Source organism: Pseudomonas migulae (assembly GCF_024169315.1).
GTDB classification, from domain to species: Bacteria; Pseudomonadota; Gammaproteobacteria; order Pseudomonadales; family Pseudomonadaceae; genus Aquipseudomonas; species Aquipseudomonas migulae_B.
Genome location: NZ_JALJWR010000001.1, coordinates 6,367,113 through 6,381,823, shown reverse-complemented (window position 1 = coordinate 6,381,823; position 14,711 = coordinate 6,367,113). Strand labels below are relative to the sequence as shown.

16 protein-coding genes are annotated in these 14,711 nt (G+C 61.3%); 8 read left to right on the top strand and 8 right to left on the bottom strand.

All coding sequences use genetic code 11. The features are described 5' to 3' along the window. Window positions 1–119 precede the first annotated feature (119 nt). Both J2Y86_RS29440 and J2Y86_RS29435 read right to left on the bottom strand, forming a co-directional pair. A complete protein-coding gene (locus J2Y86_RS29440; protein ID WP_253439687.1) occupies window positions 120–932 on the bottom strand; it encodes a class I SAM-dependent methyltransferase in 813 nt (270 codons plus the stop codon). A gap of 36 nt (window positions 933–968) precedes the next feature. Then, on the bottom strand, window positions 969–1,238 hold the full coding sequence (locus J2Y86_RS29435) for a DUF4242 domain-containing protein (RefSeq protein WP_253439685.1): 270 nt from the start codon (window positions 1,236–1,238) through the stop codon (window positions 969–971). A gap of 182 nt (window positions 1,239–1,420) precedes the next feature. Between J2Y86_RS29435 and J2Y86_RS29430 the strand changes: the two genes are divergently transcribed. Next, window positions 1,421–2,413 carry an AraC family transcriptional regulator gene (locus tag J2Y86_RS29430; RefSeq protein ID WP_253439683.1) on the top strand — a complete coding sequence of 331 codons (993 nt, stop codon included), beginning with the start codon at window positions 1,421–1,423 and terminating at the stop codon, window positions 2,411–2,413. 9 nt (window positions 2,414–2,422) lie between these two features. On the opposite strand, the gene J2Y86_RS29425 is transcribed toward J2Y86_RS29430, so the two are convergent. From J2Y86_RS29425 to J2Y86_RS29415, 3 genes are all read right to left on the bottom strand, one after another. After that, complete coding sequence (locus J2Y86_RS29425) at window positions 2,423–3,652, bottom strand: cytochrome c biogenesis protein DipZ (RefSeq protein WP_253439681.1); 1,230 nt, start codon at window positions 3,650–3,652, stop codon at window positions 2,423–2,425. Between the two features lie 170 nt (window positions 3,653–3,822). After that, on the bottom strand, window positions 3,823–4,035 hold the full coding sequence (locus J2Y86_RS29420; protein WP_253439679.1) for a hypothetical protein: 213 nt from the start codon (window positions 4,033–4,035) through the stop codon (window positions 3,823–3,825). 48 nt (window positions 4,036–4,083) lie between these two features. Then, window positions 4,084–4,344 (bottom strand): DUF2790 domain-containing protein, encoded by a 261-nt coding sequence (locus J2Y86_RS29415; RefSeq protein ID WP_253439677.1) that lies wholly within the window; start codon window positions 4,342–4,344, stop codon window positions 4,084–4,086. Between the two features lie 306 nt (window positions 4,345–4,650). Between J2Y86_RS29415 and J2Y86_RS29410 the strand changes: the two genes are divergently transcribed. The 5 genes from J2Y86_RS29410 to J2Y86_RS29390 all read left to right on the top strand — a co-directional run bounded on the left by J2Y86_RS29410 (window position 4,651) and on the right by J2Y86_RS29390 (window position 8,985). After that, window positions 4,651–5,391: a response regulator gene (locus J2Y86_RS29410; protein ID WP_017338028.1), complete on the top strand. Its 741-nt coding sequence runs from the start codon at window positions 4,651–4,653 to the stop codon at window positions 5,389–5,391. Next, entirely contained in the window at window positions 5,388–6,695 is a 1,308-nt protein-coding gene (locus J2Y86_RS29405; RefSeq protein WP_253439675.1) for a sensor histidine kinase, read from the top strand. The genes J2Y86_RS29410 and J2Y86_RS29405 overlap by 4 nt, the downstream gene beginning before the upstream one ends. A gap of 127 nt (window positions 6,696–6,822) precedes the next feature. Then, the gene (locus J2Y86_RS29400; RefSeq protein ID WP_253439673.1) at window positions 6,823–7,455 is read left to right on the top strand and encodes a CDP-alcohol phosphatidyltransferase family protein; all 633 of its coding nucleotides are present in this window, start codon (window positions 6,823–6,825) and stop codon (window positions 7,453–7,455) included. After that, window positions 7,442–8,041 carry a lysophospholipid acyltransferase family protein gene (locus J2Y86_RS29395; RefSeq protein ID WP_253439671.1) on the top strand — a complete coding sequence of 200 codons (600 nt, stop codon included), beginning with the start codon at window positions 7,442–7,444 and terminating at the stop codon, window positions 8,039–8,041. Before J2Y86_RS29400 ends, J2Y86_RS29395 begins: the two co-directional genes overlap by 14 nt. Further along, entirely contained in the window at window positions 8,038–8,985 is a 948-nt protein-coding gene (locus tag J2Y86_RS29390) for a phosphatidate cytidylyltransferase (protein WP_253439669.1), read from the top strand. The genes J2Y86_RS29395 and J2Y86_RS29390 overlap by 4 nt, the downstream gene beginning before the upstream one ends. Window positions 8,986–9,128: 143 nt before the next feature. Here J2Y86_RS29390 and J2Y86_RS29385 read toward each other — a convergent pair whose 3' ends face one another. The 3 genes from J2Y86_RS29385 to J2Y86_RS29375 all read right to left on the bottom strand — a co-directional run bounded on the left by J2Y86_RS29385 (window position 9,129) and on the right by J2Y86_RS29375 (window position 12,198). Next, the gene (locus J2Y86_RS29385) at window positions 9,129–9,887 is read right to left on the bottom strand and encodes an HvfC family RiPP maturation protein (protein ID WP_253439667.1); all 759 of its coding nucleotides are present in this window, start codon (window positions 9,885–9,887) and stop codon (window positions 9,129–9,131) included. After that, complete coding sequence (locus J2Y86_RS29380; protein ID WP_253439665.1) at window positions 9,880–10,719, bottom strand: HvfB family MNIO-type RiPP peptide maturase; 840 nt, start codon at window positions 10,717–10,719, stop codon at window positions 9,880–9,882. Before J2Y86_RS29380 ends, J2Y86_RS29385 begins: the two co-directional genes overlap by 8 nt. Window positions 10,720–10,863: 144 nt before the next feature. Continuing rightward, a complete protein-coding gene (locus tag J2Y86_RS29375) occupies window positions 10,864–12,198 on the bottom strand; it encodes an acetamidase/formamidase family protein (protein WP_253439663.1) in 1,335 nt (444 codons plus the stop codon). Window positions 12,199–12,647: 449 nt separating this feature from the next. Here J2Y86_RS29375 and J2Y86_RS29370 point away from each other — a divergent pair, with 449 nt between their 5' ends. Both J2Y86_RS29370 and J2Y86_RS29365 read left to right on the top strand, forming a co-directional pair. Then, window positions 12,648–13,694 (top strand): class I SAM-dependent methyltransferase, encoded by a 1,047-nt coding sequence (locus J2Y86_RS29370; RefSeq protein ID WP_253440496.1) that lies wholly within the window; start codon window positions 12,648–12,650, stop codon window positions 13,692–13,694. Between the two features lie 171 nt (window positions 13,695–13,865). Beyond that, a complete protein-coding gene (locus J2Y86_RS29365; RefSeq protein WP_253439661.1) occupies window positions 13,866–14,708 on the top strand; it encodes an NAD-dependent protein deacetylase in 843 nt (280 codons plus the stop codon). Window positions 14,709–14,711: the final 3 nt, after the last annotated feature.

Sequence of the window (14,711 nt, the reverse complement as noted above, 5' to 3'; positions counted from 1 at the left end):
GCATATCCCTTGTGGGAGCGGGCTTGCTCGCGAAGGCGTTGTCTCAGTCACCAAAAATGTCGACTGTCACGCCGCCTTCGCGAGCAAGCCCGCTCCCACATTAGTATCGCGTTGCCGGTTCAACGCCTTGTAATTACCACTTCAAGGTATTCACTCGGCACCACCAGCGACTTGTCTCCCGCCCGGTTCATGCGGTTTATCAGCTCGGTCAAGTCATCCTCCAGCCCCTTGGCGCCTTCCGGTGGCAGCGCTGCGAACGCCTTGTGCACCGGGCCGTACCAGGTGCGGAACGTGTCGATGAAATGCGCCGCCGAGCGGTAACGAAAGTTGAAGAACCGCCGGGTCACCTGGAGCAGGAAATCCCGCTCATCGAAGTGCGAATGCAACCAGGCCTCGGTACCCCAGTTCGACGGCGGTTGAGCCCCCGGTGGTGGCGGCAGATGGCGGCCCAGGGTTTTGAACATCTGGCCGACAAAGCCTTCGGGTGTCCAGTTGGCCAGGCCGATCCGTCCGCCAGGGCGACAAACCCGCGCCAGCTCCGCAGCCGCTTTTGCCTGGTCCGGGGTAAACATCACGCCGAAGGTCGACACTACGGCGTCGAAACTGGCGTCCTCGAAAGGCAGCGCCTCGGCGTCGGCCACTTGAAAAGTGACCTCCAGGCGCTCCGCCCGGGCCCGGTCTTCGCCACGCTCCAGCAGTGCAGCGACATAGTCGGTTGAGGTGACGTGAGTGCCGCGACGTGCCGCCGCCAGCGTCGCATTGCCGTTACCGGCGGCGACGTCCAGCACGCGTTCATCGCAAAGCAGGTCGCAGGCTTCGGCGAGCTGCTCGCCGACAATCTGCAAGGTGGTGCCGATCACGGCATAGTCGCCGCTGGCCCAGGAGGCCATCTGGCGGTTTTTCAGGGCAGTGAGATCAATGGGTGTACTCATTAAATCCGCTCCGTTACAGGGTGGAACATCCCCGGCTTATTCTGCCGTGGTGGGATCGATGATGGATGTGACCCGGGAAATGCTGTTGGCCGGGAAACCGCTCAGCCTGGCGTGTTCCCTGATCAACTCTTCGCTGGGCGAGATGTACACGCAGTAGAGCTTGTCGCCGGTGACATAACTCTGCTGCCACTGCACCTCCGGCAAATCGCGCAACGCCCTGCAGGACTTTTGCGAAGCCGCTTTCAAATCCCTTTCTGACAGTGTTCCAGCACCCGGAATCTCGCGTTCAATGACGAACTTCGGCATGGCAACCTCTCATTCTTGTTATTGATGACAGGGTCGGCAGACCCTGTGTGACAACTATCGCGCTGCTGGCCGGGGGCGTCCTGCCCGATCGTCGGCCAACCCTGTCCGATCGTCCGGAGGTTTCGCATTGCGCCGCGACAGGCTCACAATCAAAAGCTGTCCGCCCACAGGGGAAAACCACCATGGACGCCCTGTCCCAGACCCTGCGCGTCGTCCGCCTGGTCGGCGCGATTTTCATCAACGCCAGGTTCACCGCGCCCTGGTGCTACCAGTCGCCGAGCGCCGACACCGCCGCACCGTTCCTGGAGCCCGGCGCCGAACGCGTGGTGATCTTTCACCTGATCACCGAAGGCGAGTGTTATGTCGAACTCGGCGATGACCCGCCCCTTCTTCTAACGGCCGGCGATGTGGTGGTGTTCCCTCAGGGCGACGCGCACCGCATGGGCTCGGCGCCCGGCCTCAAACCGGCAACCGGTGCGCGGCTGGACGTGGTGCTGTCACGGCGTCCGCGGCAGTTGAGCTACGGCGGTGGCGGCGCGGTGACGCGACTGGTGTGCGGCTATCTGGCGTGCGACACGCGGTTGGCGGGCATGTTGCTGACCGGCTTGCCGGCCGTGGTGCGGGTCAACGTGCGCGGCTCGAATGCGGGTATGTGGCTGGAATCGTCGGTTCGTTATGCGCTGGCCGAAGCGCGCTCGCCAAGGCCCGGTGGCGAAGGAGTCCTGGCCAAACTGGCCGAGGTGCTGTTCATCGAGGTGCTGCGCCTGTACATGCACGAACAGGGCGAAGGACGCACCGGATGGCTGGCAGGCGTAGGCGACCGGATCGTCGGCGCCGCGCTCAACGCGCTGCACAAAAAACCCTGTCATGCCTGGACACTGGATGAGCTGGCGCGTACCGCTGGCACCTCACGATCGGTGTTGGCCGAACGCTTTCAACAACTGGTGGGGATTTCGCCGATGCAGTACCTGACGCAATGGCGAATGCTGCTGGCGGCGAACCTGTTACGCAGCAGTAACAGCTCGTTGTTGCGGATCGCCGAAGAGGTCGGCTATCAAACCGACACGGCGTTCAGTCGGGCGTTTCGCCGTGAATTCGGCGCGCCGCCTGCGGCATGGCGACGAGGTCAGGAGAAAAAGACAATGGCCCACGGCGCGGAGCCTGTGAGCCATTGATCTTTCGGTTTACGCCGCTGGCGTGGCGGCCTTGGCGTCTGCCTTGGCCTCTTCCAGCAGCTGCTGGATCATCTTCTCTTGCGTTTCGTAGCGACCTTCACCGAAGTGGGTGAAACGCACCTGACCCTTGGCATCGATCAGGTAGTGAGCGGGCCAGTACTGGTTGTCGAAGTTGCGCCAGATCGCGTAGTTGTTGTCTATGGCCACCGGGTAGGTGATGCCGAGCTTCTTCACCTGATCCTTGACGTTGGCAATGATGCGTTCGAAGCCGTATTCCGGGGTGTGGACGCCGATCACCACCAGGCCATCCTTCTCGTATTTCTTCGCCCAGTCCTTCACGTAAGGCAGGGTGTGCTGGCAGTTGATGCAGTCGTAGGTCCAGAAGTCCACCAGCACCACTTTGCCTTTGAGCGAGTCATTGGTCAGGGCTGGCGAGTTGATCCATTCGACGGCACCGGACAGCGACGGCATGGCGCCTTGGGCGTTGTCCATGGTCGTGTCGGCCTTGACCTTGCTGACCAGGTAATCCACCACTTTCGGTACGCTTTCCAGCACGCCTTTCTCGAGGGTACTGACGCCTTCGGACGAGGTGCCGGCCAGCAGGGTCTTGTCCGCACCGGTGGAAATCACTACTGCGGCGGCCAGTACCGCGAACCCGGCGCCCTTGCGCAGCCAACCGGTGACCGGAATCGACGCTTTCAAGCGATTGACCAGGCCGCGGCCGGCGAAAATCAAGGTGCCCAGGGACAACGCGCTGCCCAGGCCGTACGCCACCAGCAACAGACTGGTTTGTGGATTGGCGCCTTGCAGCATCGCACCGGTGAGGATCACCCCGAGGATCGGCCCGGCGCACGGTGCCCAGAGCAGACCGGTGGCGACGCCGATCATGACCGAACCCAATGGGCCGGACATTTTCCGGGTTTCCGGGTCGAGGCGGTTGCCCAGCAGTACGAATGGGCGAGCGAGCCAGCCACCGATCCGTGCGGAAATCAGCGACAAGGCGAACAACCCCATCACGACCAGGGCCACGTGGCGACCGGTGTTGTTGGCTTGAACCACCCATTCGCTGCTGACCACGGCCAGGCTGGAGATCAGGGCGAAGGTCAGGACCATGCCGCCGAGGGTCAGCAGGATCGACGAACGAGTGCGGTCAACGCCGGCGAACAAAAACGGCACGACCGGGAGGATGCAGGGGCTGAGGACGGTCAATATGCCGCCCAGGAAAGCGATGAGAAACATGAGGATCACCTATAAATACGAGGGTGGCGGTTAACACACGTCCCCTGTGGGAGCGGGCTTGCTCGCGAAGGGGCCAGTACATTCAACATTGATGGCGACTGACACTCCGCCTTCGCGAGCAAGCCCGCTCCCACACTGGAATGTGGTGGATTCAGCAACACTGTCCGGCCTCAGGCCGTCTGCTCATCCAGCAACTGGCCTTGTGGCGTACGGCTGGAGCCGTCCTGTGCCAGGAAGGCGTTGGCGCCCTGCTCGTTCACCGGGGTCAGCTGGAAGCAGGTGCTGCTGCCGCAGGTGTTTTTTTCAACGGCGGCGTTGGCATGAGCGGCGGCGCCGGCAAGGGCGAAGGCGGCGGCGGTCAAGTAGCGGGTTACGTTTTTCATGATGTTCTTCCTGTATCAAAGGGGATTGGCAATCGGTCAGCGAAGGACTCAGTTGTCCGAGTTGCAGTCAGCAAATTTGCGGTAGTCCAGGACCTGGGTTTTGTTTTGCGAATCCAGGTAAGTCAGCTGGGCGTCCACAATCCCGCAGGAATCCGAGGCGTCCTGTTTCAGCGACACCACTTTCTTGATGTCCAGGTGCGTGCCGTAGGAGTAGGTTTTGGCGCTGACGTCTGCTTCGGCGCGGGCCGACAGGGTGCAGATGTTCAGGGCGGCAAACAGGCAAGCGGCGTAGATGGCTTTGGTGTTCATGGCGGTTTCCTCAAGGCTTCAATAAGTAGGTCGTTCAATTGAGCCGAGGCGGTTGGGTTTGCCTCGATGGAACCTATTAGAAGCCTGCGAGGTATCTCGTCTGTGTCGAAAACCGGCGACTGTAAATCGGTACGTATCAAAGGGGCCTGCGGATACACAGCGATACAAAACCCCGGAAATCCGGCGTTTTTGCGTCCGTGTGTATCCGCCGATACACCAGATACACTGCAATACAAAGGGTGGCGGGCGAACGTGCAAAGGCTCGATAGACTGTGCGTCATCCCCCATCTTCAGAGGCTTGGCCCCATGGAACACGTCGATCACATTCTCATCGTGGACGATGACCGCGAGATTCGAGAGCTGGTAGGCAACTACCTGAAGAAGAATGGCCTGCGCACCACCGTCGTCGCTGACGGACGCCAGATGCGCGCCTTCCTCGAGTCCACGCCAGTGGACCTGATCGTGCTCGACATCATGATGCCGGGCGACGATGGCCTGATGCTGTGCCGCGAGATCCGCGCCGGCAAACACAAGGCCACGCCGGTATTGATGCTCACCGCCCGCAACGATGAAACCGACCGCATCATCGGCCTGGAAATGGGCGCCGACGATTACCTGGTCAAGCCGTTCGCCGCCCGTGAACTGCTGGCGCGGATCAACGCGGTGTTGCGCCGCACACGCATGCTGCCGCCGAACCTGGTGGTCACCGAAAGCGGACGCCTGCTGGCCTTCGGTCGCTGGCGCCTCGACACCTCGGCCCGCCACTTGCTCGATGACGACGGCACCATGGTCGCCCTCAGCGGCGCGGAATATCGGTTGCTGCGGGTGTTCCTCGACCATCCGCAGCGCGTGCTTAACCGCGACCAGCTGCTGAACCTGACCCAGGGACGCGACGCCGACCTGTTCGACCGGTCCATCGACCTGCTGGTCAGCCGCTTGCGCCAGCGCTTGCTCGACGATGCGCGGGAACCGGCCTACATCAAGACCGTGCGCAGTGAGGGCTATGTGTTTTCCCTTCCGGTGGAAGTCCTCGGTGCTCCGTCATGAAACGCTCATTGCACTGGCCTCGTACCCTCGCCTCGCGGTTGTCGCTGATCTTCCTGATCGGTTTGATTCTGGCGCAGGCGTTGTCTTTCGGCGCGCAGTATTACGAGCGTTACGAAAGCGCGAAAAACACCATGCTGGGCAATCTGGAAACCGACGTTTCGACCTCCATTGCCATCCTCGACCGCTTGCCGGCCGAAGAGCGCATGAGTTGGTTGAAACAGCTGGATCGCCGCAACTACCGCTACTTGCTGAATGAAGGCTCGCCGGGCACGGCCATGAGCGATACGCCGATTGCGATGACCTCGATCAAGGACGCCATCGGCAAGGACTACCCGATGACCATGACCGACATTCCCGGTCCGGTAAAACACTTCCAGGTCCATCTGAAACTGGCCGATGGCAGCCCGGTGACCATCGACGTGCGCCCCTCGATGGTGCCGCTGTCGCCCTGGTTGCCCACCGTTCTGCTGGGCCAACTATTGCTGATGATCCTCTGCACCTGGCTGGCCGTGCGAATCGCCATCCGTCCCCTCACCCGCCTCGCGCAGGCGGTGGAAACCCTGGACCCCAACACCCACGCCGTGCTCCTGGATGAAAAAGGCCCGACCGAAGTCGCCCATGCCGCCATGGCATTCAACGCCATGCAGGCGCGCATCGCGGCCTATCTGAAAGAACGCATGCAACTGCTGGCGGCGATTTCCCACGATCTGCAAACGCCGATCACGCGCATGAAACTGCGCGCCGAACTGATGGACGATTGCAGCGAAAAAGACAAACTGTGGAACGACCTCGGCGAAATGGAGCACCTGGTCCGTGAAGGCGTGGCCTACGCCCGCAGCGTCCATGGTGCCACCGAAGAGAACCGCCGCACCGATCTGGATTCGTTCCTCGACAGCCTGGTGTTCGACTATCAGGACGTGGGTAAAGACGTACAGCTCAGCGGGAAAAGTGAAGCCGTCATCGATATCCGGCCGCACGCCTTGCGACGTGTGCTGGTGAACCTGACGGACAACGCGCTCAAATTCGCCGGCGCGGCGGAGTTGCAGGTGCAATCGAAGCCCGGCGGCAGTTTGTCGTTGAAGGTGATGGACCGCGGCCCCGGGATTGCCGAAGAAGAACTGGCCCACGTGATGGAGCCGTTCTACCGCGTGGAAAATTCACGTAACCGCAGCACCGGCGGAACCGGCCTGGGCCTGGCGATTGCCCAGCAACTGGCGCTGGCCATCGGCGGCTCCCTGACGTTGAGCAACCGTGAGGGCGGCGGTTTGTGTGCAGAGTTGAAGTTACCGACCCGACCTCTGTAGGAGCGAGCGGTGCGGCGATCCGACAGAAAGTAAACTGGCAGGCATTAGGCCAAGGAAAGCCTTATATTGCTGAAGGAGCAATCGACGCTCCACAGCAGTACCTCATCATTGATATGGACATTGGCTAATGGATGAAAACAGAAGACCCATCAAGACGCGTTCTGCGGGATGGGCCAAACGCATCACCGACCAGTTGGTGAAAAGCGACCTCTCCCCCAATCAGATCTCCGTGGCCAGCATCGCCTTCGCACTCGTTGGCATCGTGGCGCTCAACATCGATAACGGCATTGCCGGGTCAATCCTCTGCGCGATCGGCATTCAGTTGCGCCTGCTGTGCAACCTCTTCGACGGCATGGTCGCGATCGAAGGCGGCAAGAAATCCGACATCGGCAGTCTCTACAACGAATTCCCCGACCGGATTGCCGACAGCCTGCTGATTGTCGGGCTGGGGTATGCCATCGGTTATCCGGACCTTGGCTGGTTTGCCGCGCTGGCCGCGGCACTGACCGCGTATGTCAGGGTGTTTGGCGGTTCGATCGGTCTCAAGCAGAGCTTCATCGGCCCGATGGCCAAGCAGCACCGGATGGCGGTGATGACGGTCGGTCTTGTGCTGAACGCTGTCGAAGCGAGCGTTTATGGCAGTCATTACGTGCTGTTGATCGCGCTGGCCATCATCGCCATCGGCTCCGTCGCCACTTGCGTCACGCGAACGCTGGACATTTCCAAGCAGCTCAAAGGTGCCGCCCATGTGGATCAGTAATGCGTTGATTTCGGTTCTGCGCTTCCTCATTGGCGTCACGGCGAGGTGGGAAAGCCCACCGGATCTTTCGCGCCAGCGCATCTATTTCGCCAATCACACCAGCCACATGGACACCCTGGCAATCATCGCCGCCCTGCCACCGGAAGCCCGAGTGAACGTGAAACCGGTTGCGGCCGCTGACTACTGGGGAAAGAACAAATTCCTGTCATACATCTCGCAGAAAGGCCTGAATGCGGTACTTATCGATCGTAACCCCGCGCCCGGCGTAAACGTACTAGAGCCGATTTTCGATGTGGTGCGCGCCGGCCATTCGATCATCATCTTTCCGGAAGGCACGCGCGGCAGCGAGGCGTTGCCCGGTCCTTTCAAATCAGGTCTTTACCGCTTGGCCGAAACATTCCCCGAGGTTGACTTGGTGCCTATCTACCTGGAAAACCTGCATCGCTCCATGCCAAAAGGCAAACACGTCCCGCTGCCCATCATCTGCACTATCCGTATCGGCGACCCGCTGCAACGGATCAGTGGCGAGGAAAAACAGGTGTTTCTGGATCGGGCGCGTGACGCGATTGTGAGGTTGTCGGAATGAATCTTGATGAAAAGTTTTTGTGGTTCTTCGGCGCCATTGCCGCCCTGTTGGCGATCGCTTCGATCATCGGTCGGATACTGGCCAAGCGGGCTACGACAGAGGGCTCGATCTCAACCATCGAAAACCTCAATCAGCGCGTGAATGCCTGGTGGGGGATGGTGATCATTTTCTTCGTGTCCTACCTGCTGGGCGGGAACGCGACGGTCATTCTGTTCGGCTTCATTTCCCTGTTCGCACTCCGGGAATTCATCACCCTGACACCGACCCGGCTTGGCGACCATAACGCGCTGTTTTCGGCGTTTTTCATTCTGATCCCCCTGCAATACATACTGATCGGCACCCACTGGTATTCGCTGTTCACGCTGTTGATTCCGGTGTACGCCTTCCTGCTGTTGCCGGCGATTGCAGTGCTGAGCCAGGACACCGACGCCTTCCTGGAACGGGCGGCCAAAATTCAGTGGGGCGTGATGATTTGCATCTACTGCATCAGCCACGCACCTGCGTTATTGCTGCTGGACCTGGAAGGCTTCCAGGGTCAGAACGCGCTACTGCTGTTCTATCTGGTGTTCGTCGTTCAGTTGAGTGATGTCTTGCAGTACGTGTTCGGCAAGCTCTTCGGCAAGCACAAGGTTGCGCCGCTGGTGAGTCCGTCGAAAACCGTGGAAGGCCTGGTGGGTGGCGGTCTGTCTGCCACGCTGATTGGCGGTTGCATGTTCTGGATGACGCCGTTCAGTTTCTGGCAGTCGCTGATGATGTCGTTCGTCATCGTGGTGATGGGTTTCCTCGGCGGGCTGGTGATGTCGGCGATCAAGCGCAGCCTCAGCGCCAAGGACTGGGGCACCATGATCAAGGGCCACGGCGGCATGCTCGACCGGATGGACTCGATCTGTTTTGCGGCGCCGATCTTCTTTCACCTGACGCGGTATTTCTTCTCCGCGCAGTAAAGAACGGGCACCCCCATTCCCTGTGGGAGCGGGCTTGCCCGCGAAAGCGATTTAACATTCAGCATTGATGTTGGCTGACACTCCGCTTTCGCGAGCAAGCCCGCTCCCACAGGGTTATTGGGTGTTTGGGAGATTGTGTTTGGTCAGGCAATAACACCAACCACCCCTTCCCCGTGCATCTGCCGCAACAACGCCGTCCCGCTGTCGATGAAATCCTGCGACCCGGCTGTTCCTGCCTCGACCGCCAATCCCTCCAACTGCTCGCGCCCGTTCAGCTCGGGGAACTCGCCGATTCGCTGCAACAAGCGCCACGCCAACGGGCTCAATTCGGAAAACTTCACACTCCAGTCCTCGACCCGTCGTACCAGCAGCAAAGTCGGCTGGGCCGGCACAACGTCCGGCTGATAATCCGGGCCGACCAGGTGCATCGGCCACGCGTACGCCAACGGCCAGGCCAGCGGCGCAATCTGCAACGGCTGATCCAGCAACAACCCGGCATCACTCACCGGCAACGGCTCGGCCTCGGACTGCTGCAACGCCATCTCGACCCACTCGTAATGCGCCAGCTCCACCATGAAGGGCGGCCATGGTCCGTCATTCAACGCCGGTGGCTGTGCGGCGAGAAACTCGACGAACTCCTGGGCGATCTCACCGAATTTCGGCGTGTGCGCGCGGTAGTCCCGCAGGAAGATCCGTACCAGCGAACGCCAGTGCTCATCCCCCAGAATCTTGATCAGCACCGGAAAAGTGCCGCTGAGCAACATCGACAGGTTGTTGAAAATCAGCTCGCGGTAAACCTGTGCCCTCTTCACATCCATCCCGGCCGGCGGTGCGCAATGATCGGGGTCGCGCAGGTAAAGGCCGAGGGTGTTCTGTTGTTGAAACAGGGTGGATTTATCCACGGTTCACCCCCTTGGCCTGCAAGCGGCGGATGGTCTGCAGTTCGGCGACCAATTCAGAGAACGCAGGGAAATTGAAATCCCGCTCCAGCAACGTCGGTTGCGCACCGAACCGGGCATAGGCCTCGGCCAGCAACGACCAGACCACCGGTTTCACCGAGGCGCCGTGGGTGTCGATTTTCAAGGTGTCGGACTCATCGAAATGCCCGGCTACGTGCATCGCCACCACCCGCCCCGAATCGATGCCGGCCAGAAAGGACTGAGGATCAAAACCGTGGTTGATCGAGTTGACGTACACATTGTTGACGTCCAGCAACAGGTCGCAATCGGCTTCGCGCAGCACCGCATTAGTGAACGTCAACTCGTCCATGTCTTGCTGAGGCGCGGCGTAGTAAGAGACGTTTTCCACCGCCAGGCGCCGACCGAGGATGTCCTGGGACTGACGAATACGTGCGGCGACGTGATGCACCGCTTCTTCGGTAAAGGGCAGCGGCAACAGGTCGTAAAGGTGACCGTCATCGCTGCAGTAGCTCAGGTGCTCGCTGTACAGCGGCACGTTGTATTGATCGAGAAAACCCCGGACCTCCTGTAAAAACCCGACGTCCAGCGGCGCCGGCCCGCCCAGTGACAGCGACAGACCGTGACACGACAGCGGATACCGCTCGGCCAGGGCCCGCAGCGCCGCGCCATGGGCGCCGCCGATGCCGATCCAGTTCTCCGGCGCGACTTCCAGGAAGTCGAAATCGCCCAGCGGGGCAGCCTGGAGGTCCTTCATTAAACCGCGACGCAGGCCCAGTCCGACGGTGGCCTTCGTTGATGTGAGGGAAGTCTGCATGATGTCGATCTCAAGGGTTGCCAGAACAGAATCACAGTTAACCGAAGCGGTGTATCGAGCCTGTGTTCCGTTCCGGCAGAAAATCGCAGCGGTTGTATCACCGGCGGGTCTGTACACACTTCGGTACAGACCCGCCGGTAGGCGTTACGCCAGGTCGTATTTCTCGCGAACCAGATGGCCGATGCCGATGCGATCCAGAACTGGCATCGGGCACAGGAACGTCACGCGCACGGTGCCCGGCAAGCGGCTGATGTCGATGGAACCGGTGATGGTTGCGCGGTTGAGCACTTCGTCATATGGCAGGCCGGTGACCGCGGCGGCGCGTTTCAGGCCGTTTTCCACCGCCACGTTGAGGTTTTCGCCACTGCCGATGAAGGTGATCGGGCCGCTCTCCTCGATTTCATGCTGACCCCAGCGCTCGCCCAGTTCACGGACTTTCTGCCGCTGCAGGGCATTCATTGGCCGGGCCATTGGCGGCAGATCGTCGAGGTTCTGCAGGAGGATCGGCCCTTCCAGCGTCAGGTTTTTGATCACTTCGACCTGCACTTCGGTTTCCCCGGAGCAGTCGGTCGCATGCCCGGCGATTTCGCCGTTGCCCTGCTGGGCATGCATGTCGCCCATGTACACACCGGCCCCCGGCACTTTCACCGGGCAGATCAGCACGCAGCCTTCGCGGATCGAGTTGGTGTCCATGTGGCCGTCGGTCTTGGCCGCGTGCAGCTCTTCGCGGGTCATGCCGAAACGGTGCGGTGCGCCGATCAGGTATTGGCCGAAATCGGCGCAGTTGTGCGAGTCCGGCAAGTCACGGGACGGCGTGGTGCCGATGTTGCCGAGGAACGGCCGCATGTGTGCAGCGACGCCGGGGATGTCGGCGCGGGCCAGGGACAGGATCGAGTGCTGGGTGGCGAATTCCGGCAGCGCCGACATCTCGGAGGCATTCCCGGCCAGTTGATTGGCCACGTCCTGATTGACGGTCAGGCTGACCTGGTTCTGCGCATCGAACACGATCACGTAACCATGGCTGAATCGGAACGCGCTGACCTCGGCGCCACAGTTGTTGCAGCGAATCGAATCCTCGCCGATGCCTTCGACGTGACTGGCCGGGTGTTCGGTGCCGCATTTACTGCAGAATTTCGAAACGAACGGGTCGCCGTTGTAGCGGCCTTCGACAAAACTCATCACGCCAGACGAAGTGGCCAGAGAGGTGACGCGCATGCTTTTGATCTTGATCGCCACGGCATCGCCGATTTCGGCACCGGCGATGGCCACCGGTTGAGTGACTTCATGGCCGCCTTCGAAGGCCGGCGTAATCATCGGCCCCCAACAGCCCGGCGGCGTGCCGGTGATCAGGGTGCCGCCGTCGGCCAATGGGCCGAGCATCGGCTGGCTCGGGCCGATGAGGCCGTTGGTGTACTGGTCGACGCGCAGACGATCGACGGGTGTGGAGTTCAGGTCGGATTCAGGCAGAAGCGTGGTCATTGTTGTCCCCTTCACGGTGTATAGGGTGCCAAACGGCCTGTGCAGTTCATCGCAGGTTTGTATCTGGGCTGTGTTCGACGGTGGCGGGGAATGAACTGGAATGTGTCGGGGTGGTGTTTAGATACAGTGAGATACACACGATTCTTGCAGCCACTGCGCAACCCTGTGGGAGCGGGCTTGCACGCGATGAGGCCGGCACATCCCACATATTTGTCGCCTGACACACCGCCATCACGGGCAAGCCCGCTCCCACAGGGTTTGGTGTAAAATCAGAAACTTCAGCCACACGCGCTTTCGTCGCTACAGGCAGCGGCCCACAGCCACCGGACTAAACTTAGTGCACCCAGGACGCGGTTATTGTCCTGTTCATTCCAACGACCACCGCCCAGAGCTGAAAGCCTCGAAAAACAACGCTTCTGGACCGTGATCCTGCTGAAGGAGCACACATGATGGACGAGGCCAGACTCAACGATTTCATGGGCAAACTGGTGAACGACATGGGCGGCGCGGCCATGCTCGCCAACGTCATCCTCGGCGAAGAGCTCGGCCTGTACCGGGCCATGGCCGACAGCCAACCCATCACCCCTGAAGCACTCGCCGACAAGACCGGCTGCAACCCCCGCCTGCTGCGCGAATGGCTCAGCGCCCACGCCGCTTCCGGCTACATGGAACACACCGACGGCCAGTTCCGCCTGCCCGAAGAACAAGCTCTGGCCCTGGCCATCGAGGACTCACCGGTCTACATCGCCGGCGGTATCGGGGTGGTCGCGTCGTTTTTCCATGACAAGGACAAACTGGTCAACGCCATGCGCGGCAACGGCGCCCTGGCCTGGGGCGATCACCATCCGTGCATGTTCAGCGGCACAGAGCGATTCTTCCGCCCCGGCTACAAAGCGCACCTGATCGCCGAGTGGCTACCGGCCCTCGACGGCGTCGTCGCCAAACTGGAAGCCGGTGCCAAAGTCGCCGACATCGGCTGCGGCCATGGCGCCTCGACGGTGATCATGGCCCAGGCGTTTCCGGATTCGCGGTTCGTCGGCTTCGACTACCACGCCCCGTCCGTCACCGTCGCCACCCAGCGCGCGGAAGAAGGTGGCGTGGGCGGCCGGGCCCGGTTCTTCCAGGGCACGGCAAAAAGCTATCCCGGCGATGACTACGATCTGGTCTGCTATTTCGACTGCCTGCATGACATGGGCGATCCGGTGGGCGCGGCGAAGCACGCGTATGACTCGTTGAAACCGGACGGTACGGTGCTGCTGGTGGAACCGTTCGCCAATGACAAGCTCGACGACAACGTCACCCCGGTCGGCCGGCTGTTCTACGCGGCCTCGACCTTTATCTGCACGCCGAACTCCCTGTCCCAGGAAGTCGGTCTCGGGCTCGGCGCCCAGGCGGGTGAGGCGCGGTTGCGCAAAGTGTTTACCGAGGCCGGTTTCAAGACATTCCGTCGAGCCACGGAAACGCCGTTCAACCTGATTCTGGAAGCCCGCAAGTAAACCCCGCACTGGCAGGAGCGTGGCTTGCCCGCGAAGGCGGTGTGTCAGTCGACAAAGAGCTGCCTGACAGACCGCCTTCGCGGGCAAGTCGGATCGCCGCACCGCTCGCTCCTACAGGGGAGTCGGCAAATGCTACCCTGCAAACACCCCAGGCCCACCGGAGTGTTGAACATGCTCGACAGCCGCACCCGCGAACAACTCGACCGGCTCCAGCAGCTCATGGCCGACCAACCGTTTGTGGTCCTGACCGGTGCCGGCATCAGCACCCCGTCGGGCATTCCGGATTACCGCGACAATCAAGGCGTGCGGCGTGGCCGACAGCCGATGATGTATCAGGAATTTCTCTCCGCCCCGGAATCCCGGCGCCGCTATTGGGCGCGGGCGATGCTCGGCTGGCCGCGGGTGCGCCTGGCCCAACCGAATGTGGCGCATGAAGCGCTGGCCAGCCTGCAAAGCACCCGGCGGATCGGCGGATTGATTACCCAGAACGTCGACACCTTGCACGACCAGGCCGGCAGTCACGATGTGATCGAACTGCACGGCAGCCTGCACCGGGTGTTGTGCCTGGACTGCGGGCAACGCAGCGAGCGCGATTCGATCCAGCAGTTGATGGAAGCGCAGAACCCTTACCTGGCCGGTGTCGACGCGGTGCAGGCACCGGATGGCGATACTCTGCTCGATTCGGCGTTCGAGGCGCGGTTCCAGGTGCCGCAATGCCCGCATTGCGCGGGTGAACGGATGAAACCGGATGTGGTGTTTTTTGGCGAGAACGTGGCGCAGGTGACAGCGGCCAAAGCAATGGCGGCGGTCGAAAAAGCCGCGGGGCTGCTGGTGGTCGGGTCGTCGTTGATGGCGTATTCGGCGTTCCGCTTGTGTCGGGCCGTGGCGGATCAGGGCAAACCGTTGCTGGCGATCAATCTGGGGAAGACGCGGGCGGATGATCTTCTCGACCTGAAGATCGAAGCCTCCTGCGAGCAGCTGTTGCCCTTACTGGCTCAGCGCCTCTCTACCTGACGC

Coding starts and splice junctions, on each gene's coding strand:
- J2Y86_RS29395 (WP_253439671.1), top strand. CDS start 7,442: ATGTGGATCAGTAATGCGTTGATTTCGGTTCTGCGCTTCCTCATTGGC.
- J2Y86_RS29380 (WP_253439665.1), bottom strand. CDS start 10,719: ATGCAGACTTCCCTCACATCAACGAAGGCCACCGTCGGACTGGGCCTG.
- J2Y86_RS29410 (WP_017338028.1), top strand. CDS start 4,651: ATGGAACACGTCGATCACATTCTCATCGTGGACGATGACCGCGAGATT.
- J2Y86_RS29390 (WP_253439669.1), top strand. CDS start 8,038: ATGAATCTTGATGAAAAGTTTTTGTGGTTCTTCGGCGCCATTGCCGCC.
- J2Y86_RS29425 (WP_253439681.1), bottom strand. CDS start 3,652: ATGTTTCTCATCGCTTTCCTGGGCGGCATATTGACCGTCCTCAGCCCC.
- J2Y86_RS29405 (WP_253439675.1), top strand. CDS start 5,388: ATGAAACGCTCATTGCACTGGCCTCGTACCCTCGCCTCGCGGTTGTCG.
- J2Y86_RS29365 (WP_253439661.1), top strand. CDS start 13,866: ATGCTCGACAGCCGCACCCGCGAACAACTCGACCGGCTCCAGCAGCTC.
- J2Y86_RS29370 (WP_253440496.1), top strand. CDS start 12,648: ATGGACGAGGCCAGACTCAACGATTTCATGGGCAAACTGGTGAACGAC.
- J2Y86_RS29420 (WP_253439679.1), bottom strand. CDS start 4,035: ATGAAAAACGTAACCCGCTACTTGACCGCCGCCGCCTTCGCCCTTGCC.
- J2Y86_RS29430 (WP_253439683.1), top strand. CDS start 1,421: ATGGACGCCCTGTCCCAGACCCTGCGCGTCGTCCGCCTGGTCGGCGCG.
- J2Y86_RS29400 (WP_253439673.1), top strand. CDS start 6,823: ATGGATGAAAACAGAAGACCCATCAAGACGCGTTCTGCGGGATGGGCC.
- J2Y86_RS29440 (WP_253439687.1), bottom strand. CDS start 932: ATGAGTACACCCATTGATCTCACTGCCCTGAAAAACCGCCAGATGGCC.
- J2Y86_RS29375 (WP_253439663.1), bottom strand. CDS start 12,198: ATGACCACGCTTCTGCCTGAATCCGACCTGAACTCCACACCCGTCGAT.
- J2Y86_RS29435 (WP_253439685.1), bottom strand. CDS start 1,238: ATGCCGAAGTTCGTCATTGAACGCGAGATTCCGGGTGCTGGAACACTG.
- J2Y86_RS29415 (WP_253439677.1), bottom strand. CDS start 4,344: ATGAACACCAAAGCCATCTACGCCGCTTGCCTGTTTGCCGCCCTGAAC.